General features: G+C 41.8%; 19 protein-coding genes and 2 pseudogenes. All 21 read left to right on the top strand.

Features of this window, described 5'->3' with window-relative positions:
* Positions 1 to 72 precede the first annotated feature (72 nt).
* The 21 genes and pseudogenes from FFV08_10915 to FFV08_10815 all read left to right on the top strand — a co-directional run bounded on the left by FFV08_10915 (position 73) and on the right by FFV08_10815 (position 17,036).
* Positions 73 to 1,038, top strand: coding sequence for a class I SAM-dependent methyltransferase (locus FFV08_10915; protein QLB53054.1), 966 nt, complete (start codon positions 73 to 75; stop codon positions 1,036 to 1,038).
* A gap of 36 nt (positions 1,039 to 1,074) precedes the next feature.
* The gene (locus FFV08_10910; GenBank protein QLB53053.1) at positions 1,075 to 2,268 is read left to right on the top strand and encodes an acetate kinase; all 1,194 of its coding nucleotides are present in this window, start codon (positions 1,075 to 1,077) and stop codon (positions 2,266 to 2,268) included.
* A 215-nt stretch (positions 2,269 to 2,483) separates the two neighbouring features.
* Positions 2,484 to 3,161, top strand: coding sequence for a CPBP family intramembrane metalloprotease (locus tag FFV08_10905; GenBank protein ID QLB53052.1), 678 nt, complete (start codon positions 2,484 to 2,486; stop codon positions 3,159 to 3,161).
* 117 nt (positions 3,162 to 3,278) lie between these two features.
* Positions 3,279 to 3,917 (top strand): CAAX protease family protein, encoded by a 639-nt coding sequence (locus FFV08_10900; protein ID QLB53051.1) that lies wholly within the window; start codon positions 3,279 to 3,281, stop codon positions 3,915 to 3,917.
* A gap of 194 nt (positions 3,918 to 4,111) precedes the next feature.
* Entirely contained in the window at positions 4,112 to 5,065 is a 954-nt protein-coding gene (folP, locus tag FFV08_10895) for a dihydropteroate synthase (protein ID QLB53050.1), read from the top strand.
* Between the two features lies 1 nt (position 5,066).
* The gene (locus FFV08_10890; GenBank protein ID QLB53049.1) at positions 5,067 to 6,461 is read left to right on the top strand and encodes a bifunctional folylpolyglutamate synthase/dihydrofolate synthase; all 1,395 of its coding nucleotides are present in this window, start codon (positions 5,067 to 5,069) and stop codon (positions 6,459 to 6,461) included.
* Positions 6,442 to 6,996: a GTP cyclohydrolase I FolE gene (gene folE / locus FFV08_10885; GenBank protein ID QLB53048.1), complete on the top strand. Its 555-nt coding sequence runs from the start codon at positions 6,442 to 6,444 to the stop codon at positions 6,994 to 6,996. The genes FFV08_10890 and folE overlap by 20 nt, the downstream gene beginning before the upstream one ends.
* Before the next feature lie 87 nt (positions 6,997 to 7,083).
* The gene (gene folK, locus FFV08_10880; GenBank protein QLB53047.1) at positions 7,084 to 7,896 is read left to right on the top strand and encodes a 2-amino-4-hydroxy-6-hydroxymethyldihydropteridine diphosphokinase; all 813 of its coding nucleotides are present in this window, start codon (positions 7,084 to 7,086) and stop codon (positions 7,894 to 7,896) included.
* 235 nt (positions 7,897 to 8,131) lie between these two features.
* Complete coding sequence (locus FFV08_10875; protein QLB53046.1) at positions 8,132 to 9,055, top strand: hypothetical protein; 924 nt, start codon at positions 8,132 to 8,134, stop codon at positions 9,053 to 9,055.
* Between the two features lie 135 nt (positions 9,056 to 9,190).
* Positions 9,191 to 9,898: an ATP-binding cassette domain-containing protein gene (locus FFV08_10870; GenBank protein ID QLB53045.1), complete on the top strand. Its 708-nt coding sequence runs from the start codon at positions 9,191 to 9,193 to the stop codon at positions 9,896 to 9,898.
* A gap of 1 nt (position 9,899) precedes the next feature.
* Positions 9,900 to 10,688 carry a lantibiotic ABC transporter permease gene (locus FFV08_10865; protein ID QLB53044.1) on the top strand — a complete coding sequence of 263 codons (789 nt, stop codon included), beginning with the start codon at positions 9,900 to 9,902 and terminating at the stop codon, positions 10,686 to 10,688.
* Positions 10,688 to 11,409: pseudogene (locus FFV08_10860) on the top strand (lantibiotic ABC transporter permease). The gene FFV08_10865 and the pseudogene FFV08_10860 overlap by 1 nt, the downstream one beginning before the upstream one ends.
* Before the next feature lie 12 nt (positions 11,410 to 11,421).
* Positions 11,422 to 12,120, top strand: coding sequence for a response regulator transcription factor (locus FFV08_10855; protein QLB53043.1), 699 nt, complete (start codon positions 11,422 to 11,424; stop codon positions 12,118 to 12,120).
* On the top strand, positions 12,087 to 13,124 hold the full coding sequence (locus FFV08_10850; GenBank protein ID QLB53042.1) for a HAMP domain-containing histidine kinase: 1,038 nt from the start codon (positions 12,087 to 12,089) through the stop codon (positions 13,122 to 13,124). The genes FFV08_10855 and FFV08_10850 overlap by 34 nt, the downstream gene beginning before the upstream one ends.
* Before the next feature lie 24 nt (positions 13,125 to 13,148).
* Positions 13,149 to 13,217, top strand: a pseudogene (locus tag FFV08_10845) (NUDIX hydrolase).
* Between the two features lie 203 nt (positions 13,218 to 13,420).
* Positions 13,421 to 13,624, top strand: coding sequence for a helix-turn-helix transcriptional regulator (locus tag FFV08_10840; GenBank protein ID QLB53041.1), 204 nt, complete (start codon positions 13,421 to 13,423; stop codon positions 13,622 to 13,624).
* Positions 13,621 to 13,785, top strand: a complete 165-nt coding sequence (locus FFV08_10835) for a hypothetical protein (GenBank protein QLB53040.1) — start codon at positions 13,621 to 13,623, stop codon at positions 13,783 to 13,785. The genes FFV08_10840 and FFV08_10835 overlap by 4 nt, the downstream gene beginning before the upstream one ends.
* A gap of 9 nt (positions 13,786 to 13,794) precedes the next feature.
* Positions 13,795 to 14,229, top strand: coding sequence for a hypothetical protein (locus FFV08_10830; protein QLB53039.1), 435 nt, complete (start codon positions 13,795 to 13,797; stop codon positions 14,227 to 14,229).
* 569 nt (positions 14,230 to 14,798) lie between these two features.
* Positions 14,799 to 15,650 (top strand): AraC family transcriptional regulator, encoded by an 852-nt coding sequence (locus FFV08_10825; protein ID QLB53038.1) that lies wholly within the window; start codon positions 14,799 to 14,801, stop codon positions 15,648 to 15,650.
* 13 nt (positions 15,651 to 15,663) lie between these two features.
* Positions 15,664 to 16,326: an ABC transporter ATP-binding protein gene (locus FFV08_10820; protein ID QLB53037.1), complete on the top strand. Its 663-nt coding sequence runs from the start codon at positions 15,664 to 15,666 to the stop codon at positions 16,324 to 16,326.
* A complete protein-coding gene (locus FFV08_10815) occupies positions 16,323 to 17,036 on the top strand; it encodes an ABC transporter permease (GenBank protein QLB53036.1) in 714 nt (237 codons plus the stop codon). The genes FFV08_10820 and FFV08_10815 overlap by 4 nt, the downstream gene beginning before the upstream one ends.
* Position 17,037: the final 1 nt, after the last annotated feature.

Raw genomic sequence — 17,037 nt, 5'->3', positions numbered from 1 at the left:
AAAATCTTTGTAATTTTATATATCTTGGAATGGGGCCTTATTTTTGGTATGATAGGATAAACGGAGGATTCCATGAATTTTGAAAAGATAGAACAAGCTTATACTCTGATTCTCGAAAACGTCCAGAATATTCAAAACGCTCTGGCGACCAATTTTTACGATGCTCTGATTGAGCAGAACGGTATTTACCTAGATGGAGATACGGACTTACAAGAAGTTCTGACTAACGATGAAAAAATCCGCGCTCTGCATTTGAACAAGGAAGAGTGGCGGAGAGCCTATCAGTTTATCCTGATGAAGGCTGCCCAGACGGAGCCCATGCAGGTCAACCACCAGTTCACACCTGATACAATTGGTTTTCTGATTACTTTCTTATTGGACCAGCTAGCTCACGGAGAGGAAGCTGATGTATTAGAAATCGGCAGTGGGACTGGGAATTTGGCTGAGACTATTCTCAATCATACCCAGAAGAAAATAGACTACCTAGGTTTGGAGCTAGATGATTTATTAATTGACCTTTCTGCCAGCATTGCAGAGGTTATGAACTCTAAGGCTCACTTCGCTCAGGGGGATGCGGTTCGGCCTCAGGTTCTGAAAGAGAGTGATATCATTATCAGTGATTTACCGGTCGGTTATTATCCGGACGACAGTATCGCCTCCCGCTATGAAGTGGCTAGTCCGGATGAGCACACTTATGCTCATCATCTTCTAATGGAGCAGTCGCTCAAATATCTGAAGCCGGGAGGCTATGCTATATTTCTGGCGCCGAATGACCTCTTGACCAGCGCTCAGGCTCCTCTGCTGAAAAAATGGCTCTTAGCCAAGGCTCAGTTTATTGCGATGATAACCTTGCCAGAGTCTATTTTCTCAAGCAGCAAGCATGCCAAGACTCTATTTGTCCTTAGGAAGCAAGAAGCGAATAACGTTCAGCCTTTTATCTATCCTCTGCGGAATTTGCAGGATCATGATGAGATGTTTAAATTCCGTCAAAGTTTTCAAAACTGGTACAAAGATAGTGAAATTCAAACAAAATTTTGATATAATGATTTTGAAAACGCTTAAAGAGGTGAAGAAATGTCGAAAACAATTTCTATTAATGCAGGAAGCTCAAGCTTAAAATGGCAACTCTATTTGATGCCAGAAGAAAAGGTCTTGGCTAAGGGCTTGCTGGAACGGATTGGTCTCAAGGATTCTATTTCAACAGTGAAGTTTGACGGTCGGTCAGAGAAGCAGGTTATTGATATTGAAGATCACACGCAGGCCGTAAAAATTTTGCTGGATGATTTGAAACGCTTTAATATCATTGAATCTTATGATGAGATTACCGGTGTGGGCCATCGTGTTGTGGCTGGCGGTGAATACTTTAAGGATTCAGCGCTCGTTGATGAAGAAGTGATTCAAAAGGTAGAGGAGTTGTCTCTTCTGGCTCCATTGCATAATCCAGCCAATGCTGCAGGCATCCGTGCTTTTAGAGAAATTTTGCCAGACATCACCAGTGTGGTAGTCTTTGACACCTCTTTCCATACAACTATGCCGGAAAAGGCTTATCGCTATCCGATTCCGACTAAATATTACACTGAAAACAAGGTTCGCAAGTACGGGGCTCATGGTACTAGCCATGAGTATGTAGCCAAGGAAGCTGCGAAAGTTTTGGGACGTCCGATTGAAGAACTCAAGCTTATCACTTGCCATATCGGTAACGGAGCTTCCATCACAGCAGTTGACAAGGGCGTTTCTGTAGATACTTCTATGGGATTCACACCACTTGGCGGTGTCATGATGGGAACGCGTACAGGGGATATTGATCCAGCTATTATTCCTTACTTGATGCAATACACGGATGACTTTAATACTCCAGAAGATATTAGTCGCGTCTTGAACCGTGAATCTGGCTTGCTAGGCGTTTCTGAGAAGTCTAGTGATATGCGCGATATTCATGAAGCGATGCGGGCAGGTGATGCCAAGGCTCAATTAGCTAACGACATTTTTGTAGACCGGATTCAGAAATATATTGGTCAGTATCTTGCTGTCTTAAATGGAGCTGATGCTATCATCTTTACCGCAGGAATCGGTGAAAATTCTGTGACCATTCGTAGATTGGTTGTTGAAGGTATCTCATGGTTTGGCTGTGACGTGGATCCAGAAAAGAATGTGCATGGTGCAGAAGGGGTGATTTCCAGTCCTGATGCCAAGATTAAAGTCTTGGTTATCCCGACTGACGAAGAGTTGGTCATTGCGCGTGATGTTGAGCGTTTCAAAAATCAATAAATTAAGAAAATCCAAAAGCTCAGTTTGACTGGGCTTTTTGTATGCTTTAAGAAAGTATTTTCTTGGTTGTTGGCCTTGAAAACATTGAGCTATTCTATCTCATAGCCACTATCAGTATTAGTTCCCGACCCGTGATATACAAGATGCTTGCAGTTAAGAATTGGCTATACAAAAAGAGAAAATTGAGCTATACTAGGAAGGAAAAGGAGGAAGATATGAAAGCAATTCTAAAAAAATTAGAGTACATCCTACTGACTTTGTTTGTCTTATTTCTCAGCCAGCTACCATTTATATTTATCCGACAGATGACTGCTTCTGAGAAGAGTTTTTCAGCTGAACAGACTATCTTTGTGCTGGTGGTATATCTTTTGATTATCTTTTTTGTTCTGAGAATGGCAAAGCAAGAAGAACTGCTGAGCCTTGACTTTAGCTTCTTCAAATGGTCTTCGTTTGGCTGGTTAGCCGTTTCTAATGTTGTCATGATTGGTGTCAACATGTTGGGAGCAATTATCATGTTGCTGGAAGGTCAAGCTATATCCACTGCCAATCAGGATGCCTTGAATGCTTTATTTCAGCATGTACCCAAAATTTTATTAGTGGTAGGAGCTGTAATTCAGGCCCCTATCTTGGAGGAAGTGGTCTTTCGCGGATTGATTCCTCAGAAGATTTTTACCAAGCATTATGTTTTGGGATTGGTTGTAGGAGTCATTCTTTTTGGTCTTTTTCATAGTCCGACCAACATCGGCAGTTTTGTTATATATGCAGGTATGGGTGCTGTTTTAGCCGCAGTTGCTTATATATTTAAGCGTTTGGAAATGTCTATTTTGGCACACATGCTGAGAAATGGAGTTGCAGTACTCATCATGATACTGACAGGTTTGGTGAACAAGTAGGAAAGCAGAGAATATCTGCTTTTTTTGTCATTTGAGGCACAAATTAGGACATTTGAGGGGATTTCTCCCAGCTTGCTCTTACTTCTTCTATAATGATAAGAGAAGAATGGAGAGAATATGCTGAAATTAGAAAAAATCATTCAATTGTTACTAATGGCTATGTTGACTCAGACGGGACTGCTGCTCATGATCCATCCAATACCTCATCGCTTGGTCTTTAGTCATGCTAATCTGCTTTTTATGGTGGGCTTGCTGGGGTTGCTTTTTTGTTGCGCCTTTTATTTTTCCAGGGAATTGCAGGAAATCAAAGGTTCTCTGCGTCAGTCAAGCAACTATCGACACCTGCTTTTCTTGTATTTTTTGATGATTTTGGTCAATGCTGTGGGGGTTCTTCTGCTGTGTGGCAAGGAGGTACAGTCAGGACAGGCGGTGGAGCAGATGCTGACGGAGAGTTTTCTATCATCTTCTCTTTTGCTTCTGGGGATTGACATCGCCGTTTTATCTCCTGCGGCACCGAAATTTGTTGGTAGGGACTTCCCTCTTCGCTATCGGAAGAGCTGGGGGATTGCACTAGGTTTGCTCTGCTTTTCTCTTGCGAAAAATCCTCAGGAAACTCTGTGTTTTCTCTCCTATCTAGTTTTGGGACTAGTCTTTGCCCATCTCCTCAGGCCTTATTTTCAGCGTTTGGAGCTGTCTATGCTGGCCCATGTTCTCCGAAATATGATTATTCTCAGCCTTTTGCCCTTTTGCTTTTAGAAAGTGTTTTGTCAAATAGAAGAATTATGGTAAAATGGTAAATGAAACAAGGGACTAGATAAGGTCTTCTTGTGAAGTCGAGTGCAGTTCATAGGACTGGATGCTGCATCTGCTGAGAGCTTTGCGGTACACTAGATGAGTGTGCCTTTTTTGTTGAAGAGCAGGGCAGTCGATAGAAATGAGATGAAAGTCAAATGGTGAATCTAAAAGCAATTGCTCCAGATGGCCGAACGGGCCTCTGTGGCATTATCAATGCGACGCCGGATTCCTTTTCAGATGGTGGGCGCTACAATACGGTTGAGACGGCATTGGCTCAGGCTAGAAAGCTGATTGCTGAGGGAGCTCACATGCTGGATATTGGTGGTGAGTCTACTCGGCCAGGCAGTCATTTTGTGGCTATTCAAGAAGAGATAGAGCGGGTGGTGCCAGTCATTGAAGCTATTCGTAGGGAAAGTGATATTGTAATTTCTGTGGACACTTGGAAGTCGGAAGTGGCTGCAGCGGCATTGGCTGCGGGTGCAGATATCATCAACGATATTACTGGTCTCTTGGGCGATGAAAAGATGGCAGAGATAGCTGCGGAATATGGCGCGCCAGTCATTGTCATGTTTAATCCGGTGATGGCTCGTCCTCAACATGCCAGCTCAAGGATTTTCCCAGAATTTGGCTTTGGTTCAGCCTTCACAAAGGAAGAGTTATCTCTTTTTACAGAGCTGCCGATTGCAGAACTAATGTGGAAGTGTTTTGAGAAATCTTTGAAGGTGGCCGAAAATGCTGGTCTTTCGCGTGATAATATCATGCTGGATCCAGGGATTGGTTTCGGTTTAACCAAGCGGGAGAATCTTCTCATTTTGCAGGAGCTGGGTAGTCTCCATCAGGCTGGTTTCCCTATTTTTCTTGGGGTTTCTCGTAAGCGGTTTCTCGTTAGTATCTTAGAAGAAAACGGCTTTGAGGTCAATCCTGAGACTCAGGAAGGCTTTGAAAACCGTGATATAGCTTCAGCCCATCTGACTAGCCTTGCGGCCAGCAGAGGTGTTGAAGTTGTCAGAGTACACGAAGTTGCTAAGCACCGGATGGCTGCTGCCGTTGGCGATGCGATTCGTCTAGCGCAGCAGACAGAAGATCTCAATCTAGGTCAGTATAAGTAAGATGAAAAAACAAGAGTTACCTGATTTAAGCTGGCTGGAAGCCTATCGGACAGCCAGTCCCAATTTTGGTTTGGAGCGGATGGAGCGTTTGCTGGAGCTGCGGGGGAATCCGCATTTGCAGCTACCAGCCATTCATATTGCAGGGACGAATGGCAAGGGCTCAACCATTGCCCATTTGCGCCAACTTTTGGGAGTGCGAGACCTGCGTGTTGGCACCTTTACCTCTCCCTACCTAGTCAACTACAATGAGCAGATTGCCATTAATGGCAATGCGATCTCCGACCAAGACCTTCAGTCCTTGCTGCGTCTTTATCAAGAACTCTTAGCCCAGCATGCGACAGACTCTTGCTTGCAGGGGGTGACTGAGTTTGAGATTGTAACTGCTCTGGCTTATGATTATTTTGTCCAGCAGCAGGTGGATGTGGCTATTATCGAGGTCGGCATGGGTGGGCTTTTGGACAGTACCAATGTCTGTCAGCCCTTGCTGACTGCTATCACGACAGTCGGTCTGGATCATGTGGCCTTGCTGGGTGACAGTCTAGAGGCTATTGCCCAGCAAAAAGCAGGCATTATCAAGCCTGGAGTTCCCCTTGTGACAGGTAGGTTGGAGCTGGAGGCTCTGGCAGTAGTCGAGCAAAAGGCTGCTGAAAAAGATGCTCCGCTCTTTGCTTGGTCTCAAGCTTATCAAGTGGAACATCAAGAGTCAGAGAAGGGGGAGTGCTTTTCCTTTTCGAATGCCTATCGGGCCAAAGATTCGTATCAAACAGCTCTGATGGGCCTGCATCAGGCGGACAATGCTGGATTGGCTCTGCACTTGTGTGACCTATACTGCCAGTTGCAGTCGCTGCCCTTGTTGACAAAAGAAGAGGTTGAGAGGGCCTTGCTTGCTGCTGTATGGCCAGGGCGTTTGGAAAGAATATCGGATCAGCCGCTCATCCTTCTGGATGGAGCCCATAATCCCCATGCCCTGCGGTCGCTAGCTGCGACACTGGATCAGCATTATCAGACGTATAAGAAGCACATTTTATTTGCTTGTATCCAAACCAAAGCCTTGGATGATATGGTGGGGCTGCTACAAAAGATTCCCAAAGCAGATATAAACTTGACAGCCTTTGCTGATCCGCGGAGTTTTTCTAAAGAGAGCATGCAAGCCTTGGCTGAGCAGCAAGGTCTGTCTTACAAAGAATGGTCGGATTATTTAGCAGATTATTTAGCAGTAGAGCATGAGTCAGATGAGCTTTTGCTGATTACGGGCTCTCTATATTTTCTGGCTCAAGTCAGAAAAGTAATCCTTGAAAATAGCAAGTTAGACTTTGCTGAGCGTCCTTCTCAGTCAAGTCAATTATCAAAAAACAAAAATGAACATAGGAGCATATATGGACACGAAGAAAATTGAAGCAGCTGTAGCCCAGATTATTGAGGCGGTTGGAGAAGACGGAAGCCGAGAAGGCTTGCAGGAGACGCCACAGCGCATTGCTAAAATGTACCAGGAAATCTTTGCTGGGCTGGGTGAGACTGCTGAGGAGCATCTGGCCAAGTCTTTTGAAATCATTGACAATAATATGGTGGTGGAGAAGGATATTTTCTTTCATTCCATGTGTGAGCACCACTTCCTGCCATTTTATGGGAAGGTTCATATCGCCTATGTTCCTAATGGTCGGGTAGCAGGCTTGTCCAAGCTGGCCCGAACGGTAGAGGTCTATGCCAAGAAACCGCAGATTCAAGAGCGATTGACCGTAGAGATTGCTGAAGCCTTGATGGACTATCTTGGTGCTCAGGGAGCCTTGGTCTGGGTGGAAGCTGAGCATATGTGTATGAATATGCGCGGAGTCAGAAAGCCTGGCACTGCAACGGTTACAACAGCAGCTCGCGGTGTTTTAGCGACGGACAAGGACCTAAAAAATGAAGCTTACAAGCTGATGGGACATTGATCTTATCAGAGGTGGAGCGTGTCCGGAAAGGTTAGATAGTTTTATCAAGGATGAAATGCAGAAACTTGAATCAGAAAGGATAAGGGAATGGATCAGCTGCGCATAAAGGATTTGGAAGTATATGCTTATCACGGTCTGTTTGGAGCAGAGAAGGAATTAGGCCAGCGTTTTGTGCTGGATCTGATTTTGGACTATGATATGACTCGGGCTGCCAAAACAGGCGACCTGACGGCTTCTATCCACTATGGAGAATTGGCTCAAGATTTGACCCGCTGGTGTCAGGAAAGCAAGGAAGACTTGATTGAGACGCTGGCTTACAAGCTGATTGATCGGATTTTTCTGACTCACCCTTTGGTACAGAAGGTCAGCTTGGAAGTCAAGAAGCCTTGGGCACCAGTGCCTCTGCCTTTAGAGACCTGCTCAGTCAAGCTAGTGCGTCAAAAGCGGAAGGCCTTTATTGCTCTGGGTAGCAATCAAGGCAGCCTAGCTGCCAATCTGGATGTTGCTTTGGAAAAAATGGCAGAGCAAAATATAAGAATTTTGCAGGCATCAAGCCGTATCGAGACAGAGCCTTGGGGTGGCGTTGAGCAGGATCCGTTTCTCAATCAAGTTGTTGAAGTTGAGACTTGGCTCAATCCTGAGGAGTTAATGCAGACGCTCTTGGCCATCGAAGCTGATTTAGGGCGTGTGCGGGAGATCAAATGGGGACCGCGTGTGATTGATCTGGATATCCTTTACATAGGGCAAGAGGAGATATACAGTCCAAATTTGATAGTTCCTCATCCTTATGTGGCTGAGCGGGCTTTTGTCTTGCAATCTCTGGTGGAAATCGCCCCACACTTTGTCGATCCCGTGCAGAAAAAAAGTATCCGCCAGCTCTGGGATGCAGTCGAAAAATGAGATAAGAACTTGTTGTAAGACTTTTTAATGTAAAGGAATTATTTCAAGTTAATTGTAATCATATTGTTAGTGATAAAAGTAAGAAAGAAATTAGTTTTCAGGGTGTATATGACGGACTGCTGAGTTTATCTAAGATAGAAAGTTTCTCTTATGCAGATTGGCAAACGACGGATTCTAAGTATTTTTCAAATTTAGTAGGCTCTAATACAACGTTTTGATATAAAGGGGTGAGACGATGAGATATAGATATTGGATTGGGATGATTGTAACAATTTCTTTCATAGTTCTTGGAGTCGTTTATTTTTATCATCAGCGCTCTTCAGAAAAAGAATCTGAACCCAAAATTATTAAATCAGTAAATGAATTGGATATAAATAAAATCAAAGTGTTAGGGGATGAAAAGAAATATATTCTTTCTGGTGCTGATACAGTGTTAGTTGGAGGGCGGTATCTTTTTGGCAGAAGCTACAAGGAAATAAGATTGAAAGATTCTAAGAGCACAAATACAGAATTTATTAGTTTTTCGTACTATGATTTAGATACTCAAAAAGGCTCTACAGTCAATGTGTTAGAAAAAGTTCGTAAAGAGAATAAAAAAAATGAAGTTATACGTATTGGCCTTCCTACATTTGGAGGACCAGCCTATAAGGACACTATTTATATTGAGGTACTAGAAGCTGGGAAACCCATCTCTGAAGTGGAAAAGCTTTACTATAATCTAGGAAAGGGAGACTATTATAGTCCAACTGATTCAGATAAAATTCCTAGCACAAAAGAATTAGATATTATTTCACTTTCCATGACAAATTTAAGTGATCGTATTTCTGACATAGGTTACTACTATGCAACTGATTATAGAAGTATTACTAGCGCTAGTAATGGGAAACCTGATTCTAACATCAACTTGTTCAGTATGTTTCCTAATATAGAAAAGGGAATAATTAATGGAGATGAAAAGTTATCCATGCGCTATGATCAAATGGGGAATGCCGAGGTCTTCGACACACTTCTTCATTGGTTTGCGCCTAAGGGGCAGGAGACTTTGTCTGGAGTTAAAATCAAAGCTGACTATTCTGTAGATGGTCAAGAACATGAGATTCACTCCTATGATGAATTAAAAAATTACTATAATGGTAAAAGAGGTGAACTAAGTGAGTAAGTCAAGAAAAGAAATTCATATTGAGAAAACTGAAAGTATAGAAAAGAAACTTGTCGCAAGGCAAGTTTCTTTTCTTGTCTGAACTTTCTCTGAACTTGCCCCTATATACTAAAGAAAAATCAAAAGGAGTTCAATATGGAACATATAGTAAAAATAGAAGGAATCTGCAAAAAGCATGGCAGCAAGCAGATTTTAGAAGATATTTCTTTTACAGCTAGAAGCGGGCGGATTACAGCCTTTCTGGGCCCAAATGGTGCAGGGAAAAGTTCGACCTTGAGGATTCTCTTGGGATTAGATCGGGCGACAGCAGGAACGGCGACTTTTGATGGGCAGACCTACCAGTCGATGACTTATCCGCTCAGAACGGTAGGTGCAGCCTTTGACGGCATTGGAGGTCTGCCAAATCGAAAGGTCTATGACCACTTGAGAATTATTGCGGCGAGTAATGCTATTCCCAAGTCTCGGATCGATGAGGTTTTGGAGATGACTGGAATCGCTCATAAGAGGAAGGACCTCTTGTCAAGCCTGTCTCTGGGGGAAGGTCAGCGGTTGGGTTTAGCAGCAGCTTTGCTGGGTGATCCTCAGTTTCTTATATTAGATGAACCGACCAATGGACTGGATCCAAGTGGGATTAAGTGGTTTAGAAAGTTCATCCGTCAGCAGGCTGATTTAGGGAAAACGGTACTTCTATCCTCCCACATCCTGTCAGAGGTGCAAATGGTGACTGATGATGTAGTCTTGATTCATCATGGGCGAATTATTGAGCAGGGACGATTGGAAGAGGTGCTGCAAGATTCAAATAGTCTAGAAGATCTCTTCTTTGATTTGACAGAGGAGGTTTAAGATGAAAGAAACGATGTCTTTATTGCATTCAGAATGGTTGAAAATTCGCTTAACCAAGGCTTTCAAAGTGAGTCTGGCCTTTATGTTGCTATTGGTGCCTGTCGTATCCTGGCTGGAGGGCCGACAGTATTTGTCTATTGGCTTGGATGCTACGCCTGAGACGGTTCCTAATCTGATAAACGCCATTGATCCGCTGGAATATCTAGGTCTCAACGGGGCTTCTATGGCGGTCATGGTTTTGGTCATTTTAGCTGGAATTTTGGGAGCTATGGAATTTCAGTCTCATAGCTTGAGAACCAGTCTCTTGACTTGTAATAACCGCCTGAAGTTGCTTGTGGGGAAACTCATGACCTTTACTTGCTTTTCTCTTGCCACTAGCTTTTTATCAATCTACTTTAGTTATATGGTCATGCATCTCGCTTTAGGAAAGGAAGGACTTGATCCGATTCTGCTCAATCAGGCAGCTTGGAGTTTGATTTTGTGGAAAACCTTATCTCTGACCTTATTGGGAATCCTTTCGTTTTTGTTAGGTTTGTTGGCTCGGACCATGCTAGTACCTCTGCTTTTTCTCGTACCCCAAATCTATAATCTGGGAAACTACCTGGCAGCTCACACGAGTTGGGGAGCTTATCTGCCACAGCCAGCAGGAGAGTTGTTTGCTGCAACGCCAACTTCCCAATATGTCAACAATCCCTTGCAAGGGCTCTTGATACTTGGTGCATGGTTACTAGTCATCGGCGGTATGACCTCTCTGCGCTTTTTGAAGACGGATTTAGGAGGGCGCTACTGATGATCAAAGCTCTGCTTAAAAGTGAATGGATTAAGTTCCGTTCTCACTATCTCGCTCTTGGTGCCGCCTTGGTGGTTCTGGTAGTCGTTCCATTTTTTCTGATGAATCTTGACTACAGTCAGACAGCAGTTGGTCAGACAAAGGCTCTGAGTGAGGCTTTGCATGCCCTCTATCTGGCGCAGCCTGTCATCGTCATCTTTACTTCGCTCTATTTTGCCCAGGAGTTTGTCAAGTCTGGGATGCGAACGAATTTTCTAACCGTATCAAATAGAACGGCTTGGTTGGCTGGGAAATCCTTTTTTCTGGTCTTGCTGCTCTTGGTCCTCTACAGTATCATGATAGGCAGCTGTTTCCTTGTTATGCTGGCTCGTTTTGGCCTAGACTTTAGCTGGTCCTTACTGGGGAAATTTCTCTATTACAGCTCTTTTGGTCTTCTCAGCAATTTTTTTCTGGCTTTTTTAACTGCCGGCCTCGCTTTGTTATTTCAATCTTGGTTGTGCCGGTGTCGGTGCTCTTTCCTCTCTTGATTGGCCTCAGCCGTTTATTGGCAACCTTCATCAAAGAAGCAAAGTACCTGCCCGATCTGGCTACGCTAAATCTTTTTGAGTATGAAGGACTTCAGCATTCAATAGATCTATCAGGGCTAGGAATACAGCTGTTATGGTTAGCTTTGGTTTGGAGCTCTGCTATATTCTTAACCTTGAAACGAGATGTTCGCTAGAGGTATGCTATAATGGAAATCATGAGACAGTATCGTATTTTGGTGGTTGATGACGACCGGAGCATTTTGAAGCTGGTGAAAAACGTCCTAGAGCTCGATGCTTATGATGTGAAGACGCTTGATCGGATAGAAGACATAGAGCTGACGCATTTTGTCGGATATGACTTGATTCTGCTGGATGTGATGATGGAGCCTGTTAATGGTTTTGAGCTGTGTTCCTACATTCGTCCACATCTTTCGTGTCCAATCATCTTTCTGACGGCTAAGGAGTTGGAGGCAGACAAGGTGGAAGGGCTCTTTCGCGGAGCAGATGACTATATTGTCAAGCCTTTTGGAACTAAAGAATTGCTGGCGCGTGTCAGGGCTCATCTTAGGCGGGAGGAAAGACGTGAGGAGCGATATTCTGAAATTGCTTCTTGTCAATTTTATCCAGAGCGCTATGAAGTTGCCTGTTTTGGTAAAGTCTTGAAATTTTCAGAGCGAGAGTTTAAGTTACTGCATTTACTAGCTAGCAATCCCAAGCAGACCTTTTCAGCTGAACGTCTTCATACCTTGCTTTACCCGGAAAGTTCAGAAACACAGCTTCGCTCCATCTCAGAATACGTATATCAGATTCGTCAAAAATGCAAACAAGAAGGGTTGCAAGCAATCGCAACCGTGAGAGGAGTAGGCTATAGATGGCAATTAGAACACGAAATTTCAAAAGCCTAGTCTGGACAACCAGTTTAAAAATCGTCTTTTTCCATGTTTTGATTTTTGTGCTTATAGGCTATGAATTTACGCAAGGAAGTGATTATGCCCTTTTCACCTTATTCTTTTGGGCAGGAAGCTTGCTGCTGATTACTTTTTATCATATTTTGAAATTGCTCCGAAAAATCGACAGGGAAATAAAAATGCTAAAGAGCAAGAAGCTTTTAGAAGAAAATCAAGGCCAGCTTTTTCGGATTGAGGAAATGCTAGAAGTCTATAGCGATTTACGGAGCAGCCACCAAGAAAATGCTCGTCTTCTAGAAAAAGAGCAGCAGCATAATCAGGAGTTGATTTTACAGCTATCAGCGACATCGCACGATTTAAAAACGCCCCTAACTGTGATTAAGGGGAATGCTGAGCTCTTGGAATTGGCGCAGTTGGGCCAGCCACAGGCAGACTATGCTGCTGAGATTTTGCAGGCTAGTCACAAGATGGAAGAATATTGTGGCTCTCTTATTGATTACGCTAAGACTTTTCAGATTGATTCTAATCAGTTCAGTCAGCTTTCCTTAGAGGACTTTTTGGCTTATCTCCAGGACGATTGGGCACTGTTCAGTAAACAGGATAGCTATCGTTTTTATCTCCAAGAATATTGTGATCTTAGTCTGATTTTGTCGATTCATTTGGACTATCTCAAGCGGGCTTTGCTCAATATTTTACTGAATGCGCTTGAACATGCAGACCAGGATCAAAAGGAAGTCAAGCTAAGGGTATCAGTGCAGCAGGACCAGTTGGTTTTTGCTATCTGGAACAACGGCCCTGCATTTTCAGAGGAGATGCTGCTGGGAGCGGAACGGCTCTTTTACCAGAGTGACCAAAGCCGCAATTCAGCTAATCCCCATCATGGTATCGGCTTAGCCTTTTCTAAGCAGGTAGCTCTCTTGCACGGTGGTCGTCTGACCCTGCTCAATCCAGACCAAGGAGGAGCCTGTGTCGAGTTGACTGTAGCTTTAAAAGGCAAATAACAAAGGAAATCAATCAAGATGCTAAAAGAGAGTGGGACAGAAATCGGTAATTCGTTAGAATTCGATTTCGTCGTCCCACCTCCGCACAGTTGAGTAGGGCTGTAAAAGCTGATGAAATCAGCGTAATAGAGCCCACTCAACCACTGCGTCTTGCTCGACAATCCAAAGACAATTGAGAGGCTAGGACTTTTGTCCCAGCCTCTTTTTTGCCGCTTTCTTCTTGACAAAAGATGTAAAGGGAGCTATACTATATCTGAAAAGTAAAGTTAGTTTTACATTACGGGAAGGAGGCAGCCTTGGAAAATCGAATTCAAGAATTGCGAAAAAGAAAAAAGCTCAGCCAGGAGGAGCTGGCTGAGAAGCTAGAGGTCACGAGACAAACGATTATTTCTTTGGAAAAAGGCCGCTACAATGCCTCGCTCCTTTTGGCTCATAAAATTGCATCCTTTTTCAATTTAAGGATTGAAGAAGTTTTTCTCTTTGAGGAGGATGAATCATGAAATGGACTTATTTGTGTAAATGGCTATTGGCTATTTTGGTGGTGGTTGGCTTATATTATCTCCATTTGCAAGCCAATTTTATCCCTAAGGAAATCCTGCCTTTTGTGGGAATATTCCTGATTGTGGTGATGTTAAAAATTTTTCAAGCGTATGAAAAATAGGAGGCTGACATGGAAACATTAACGAAACAAGAATTTCGGAAAAAACTTCAAAGGAAAGTTATGGTGGGGCGTATCTTAATCTTTATCATCTTGGTAGGACTGGCCTGGAGCCATTTTCATTCTCTGGATGATCAGCAGGAAGGAGTCATGGTCGGCATACTGCTGGGGCTTTCTTTACTGACCATTCGGTATAATATGGCCCTAAGACGGGAGGAAAATTTTGAGAAGCTCTACATTCAGGTGACTGATGAGCGCAATCGCATGATTGACGAAAAGACTCGCACTCTGCTTTTTAATATCCTTTTGCTGCTGGCAGCGTGCTTGAGCGTTTTGTCTATGGTTTTCCCAATCATCTTAAGTCTCAATCAGTTTCTGACCGTGACCATTATCCTGGTTTTGGGACTTTACTATCTCTTGCGTTTTCTCCTATCTAAGCGTTATTGATGATTGCAAAGCCGGCAGGGTCTGTGTAGAGCTGCCAATTGACAGCTAGAATGTTAAGACAAAGAAGGGGATTGTTCTCCTTTTTTTGATAAATTGTTTCAGAAAGTTAATCATGTAAGGAGTATTTCACGTATGATTTTTATTCGGTTTCTTATCAAAGATATACCCATTTGCGGCTGATGAAGCAGCCGTCTGTTTCGGCCTCTATCTACAGCCTCAAAGCAGTGCTTTGATTTTTAGCTTGATGCTTTTTATTGAGTCCAATAGATGGATATAAGAAGAAATGATGAGTGAGAATGTTGGTGAAGAATTTTTATTTATATATATGGATCTAGGATAAAAGTACTATTATGAAACAGTATTGTTACATTAGTATCAAAAGAAATGTAATATTTTTGATGTAAAATAACCATGAATTCAATGACAATTCAATGCTCTTGCATAATTTGTAATATGGATATTGTACTATAAAATTCGTACGAGAATTCTCGGGAAAAGTTCGAAAATTAGTGCTAAAATAGCCTTATAAAGATGAAGGAGCGATGGTTGTCTTTTATAAGAGGTAGACTATGAATGACTTTGCATCGTTTAATAAAGCTTTAGAATACATTGATAATCATTTAGATTCTAATATTGAATCATCAGAAATTTATCGAATAACTTCCTATTCGTATGATGTTTTTGCCAGAATTTTTTCGATTATAAGTGGCATTTCTTTAGGAGAATATATTCGGTTTCGAAAGCTGAGTAAAGCAGCTGAGGATCTACAGGAAGGACGGGGGAACATTGCTGAAGTGGCTATGACTTATGGATATAGTTCTCCTGATTCATTTTCCTATGCATTTAAAAAGTTTCATGGGATATCTCCATCTGACGTAAAGTCAGGACAAAGCTTTCATATAGCTCAGCCGTTAAGGTTTTCAGTAACAATTAGTGGAGGAGAGTTCGATGCGAGTATTAAAGAAAAAGAGTCTTTTAAATTAGTGGGAATAAGCCAGAGTTTGAGTCCTGACGAGATGTCAATAGAAGTTTGGCAGAATTTAGGTCAAAAATTACAAGAAAAGATAGGATATATTAAACCCGAAAGCATAGAAATGTATGGTCTTTATTTTCAAACGGAGGAGAATACTGAGATCCAATATATGATTGCTTATCATCTGTCTGACAATGTTATTGAAAAGCAAGCGATTCAAATGGGCCTTACTGTTATTGAGATTCCAGCAATGAAATATGCAGTCCTAGGTTTAGAAGGTGAGGTTCCTGCAAATATTCATAGCGCTTGGAATTATTTGGTTGGTGTATTCTTACCTCAAGAAGGTTATAAATATGCAGATAGTTATGAACTGGAATTATACCATGGAAACAATGTTAAATCTTCTGATTTTTACATTGAATTGTGGGTGCCGATAAAAAAAGTGTGAATGAAGGAGTTTGATGATGGTAAATGCTGTTGAGATTCATAATTTAACAATTTCTTACTCTAATGATAAGATTCTTGATAATATTGATTTATTCTTGGAAAAAGGGAAAGTGTACGGACTTGTAGGGGAAAATGGATCTGGAAAATCTACACTTATTAATTGTATACTGGGTCTGATTCCTTGGGAAAAGGGAGAAATAACAATATTTAACAAACCTGTATATTTTAATAAAACCAGACGATATATTTTCTCAATATGCAGCGCTGTTTTGCAAGATGTATCGCTGCCTAAAAGGCTCACAGTTAAAGAATGTCTACAATTGTTTGCAATATTAGGAAGGGGAAATACAGAAAAGATTGAAGAAGTCATACATCTTCTCCAACTAGATGAACAAGAAGGAGTTGCTTATGATGAACTATCTTTTGGTCAAAAACAAAGAGTTATTATTGGTACTGCTCTCCTGCAAAAATTTGATATTTTATTTTTAGATGAACCGACGAATGGCCTTGATACAGAAACAAGGCATACCCTGTTTTCTGTTATGAGTTCGCTGAGACAAGAAGGAAAAACGATTGTATTCATTTCACATCGAGAGGAGGAAATTTCTGCAGTTTGTGACGATATTCTTTTTATTGGTGATAAAAAAGTGACGGTTAGAAAGGGGAGCTTATCATGAGAAACTTAAAGGCTATGATTGTATGTGAACTTAAAACCTTTATTAGAGAACCGATGGGGGCCACGTTTATTATTGTATTTCCGTTGATTATGTTTATCAGTACGATTGTTTTACAAGGCAAAAGTGTTATACAAAGTACGCTTCCAGGTAATATAGGTATGACGATTGCTGCCGCTGGATTACTGGGAGTTACAATTAATCTAGCCATGAATCGTGAGAATAAAGTATTGAAAAGACTTCAAACAACAGGACTTTCATCTTTAACATTGATTTGTGCAGATTATGTTGTGTTGTGTGTATTTTCCGTTTTAGGGATTTTAGCTCAGCTAATTATAGCTTTGATAATTAATGGTGTATTTTCCACTAATTATACCCTGTTTATTATTGATTTAATTATTTCATCAATTTACTTTTTTGCATTAGCATTCTTTATTGGTTCTTATGTAAAAGAAGTTAAATCTGTTCATGCGATAACGTCTACTTTATTTACTGTGATGCTGATTTTTAGTGGGACTACTTTCCCACTGGATAATATGCCAACTCTAACCAAAGCGATTTCCAGCATTTTACCGTTGACACAGGTAAATTTATTACTCCAAAGTGATTTGATTGGAACAGATTATAAATTTCGTATAGCTTCTTATGTTTATATCTTTATAAGTACCATTGTTTTTTTATCAATCGGGAAAAAGACATTCAAGTGGGGGTAAA

Source organism: Streptococcus sanguinis, assembly GCA_013378335.1.
GTDB classification, from domain to species: domain Bacteria; phylum Bacillota; class Bacilli; order Lactobacillales; family Streptococcaceae; genus Streptococcus; species Streptococcus sanguinis_I.
The sequence above is the reverse complement of the archived record's forward strand: the minus strand, read 5'-3'. Positions and strand labels throughout refer to the sequence as shown.

Coding starts and splice junctions, on each gene's coding strand:
- folK (QLB53047.1), top strand. CDS start 7,084: ATGGATCAGCTGCGCATAAAGGATTTGGAAGTATATGCTTATCACGGT.
- folE (QLB53048.1), top strand. CDS start 6,442: ATGGACACGAAGAAAATTGAAGCAGCTGTAGCCCAGATTATTGAGGCG.
- FFV08_10825 (QLB53038.1), top strand. CDS start 14,799: ATGAATGACTTTGCATCGTTTAATAAAGCTTTAGAATACATTGATAAT.
- FFV08_10905 (QLB53052.1), top strand. CDS start 2,484: ATGAAAGCAATTCTAAAAAAATTAGAGTACATCCTACTGACTTTGTTT.
- FFV08_10815 (QLB53036.1), top strand. CDS start 16,323: ATGAGAAACTTAAAGGCTATGATTGTATGTGAACTTAAAACCTTTATT.
- folP (QLB53050.1), top strand. CDS start 4,112: ATGGTGAATCTAAAAGCAATTGCTCCAGATGGCCGAACGGGCCTCTGT.
- FFV08_10910 (QLB53053.1), top strand. CDS start 1,075: ATGTCGAAAACAATTTCTATTAATGCAGGAAGCTCAAGCTTAAAATGG.
- FFV08_10870 (QLB53045.1), top strand. CDS start 9,191: ATGGAACATATAGTAAAAATAGAAGGAATCTGCAAAAAGCATGGCAGC.
- FFV08_10830 (QLB53039.1), top strand. CDS start 13,795: ATGGAAACATTAACGAAACAAGAATTTCGGAAAAAACTTCAAAGGAAA.
- FFV08_10890 (QLB53049.1), top strand. CDS start 5,067: ATGAAAAAACAAGAGTTACCTGATTTAAGCTGGCTGGAAGCCTATCGG.
- FFV08_10855 (QLB53043.1), top strand. CDS start 11,422: ATGGAAATCATGAGACAGTATCGTATTTTGGTGGTTGATGACGACCGG.
- FFV08_10865 (QLB53044.1), top strand. CDS start 9,900: ATGAAAGAAACGATGTCTTTATTGCATTCAGAATGGTTGAAAATTCGC.
- FFV08_10850 (QLB53042.1), top strand. CDS start 12,087: ATGGCAATTAGAACACGAAATTTCAAAAGCCTAGTCTGGACAACCAGT.
- FFV08_10915 (QLB53054.1), top strand. CDS start 73: ATGAATTTTGAAAAGATAGAACAAGCTTATACTCTGATTCTCGAAAAC.
- FFV08_10875 (QLB53046.1), top strand. CDS start 8,132: ATGAGATATAGATATTGGATTGGGATGATTGTAACAATTTCTTTCATA.
- FFV08_10900 (QLB53051.1), top strand. CDS start 3,279: ATGCTGAAATTAGAAAAAATCATTCAATTGTTACTAATGGCTATGTTG.
- FFV08_10820 (QLB53037.1), top strand. CDS start 15,664: ATGATGGTAAATGCTGTTGAGATTCATAATTTAACAATTTCTTACTCT.
- FFV08_10835 (QLB53040.1), top strand. CDS start 13,621: ATGAAATGGACTTATTTGTGTAAATGGCTATTGGCTATTTTGGTGGTG.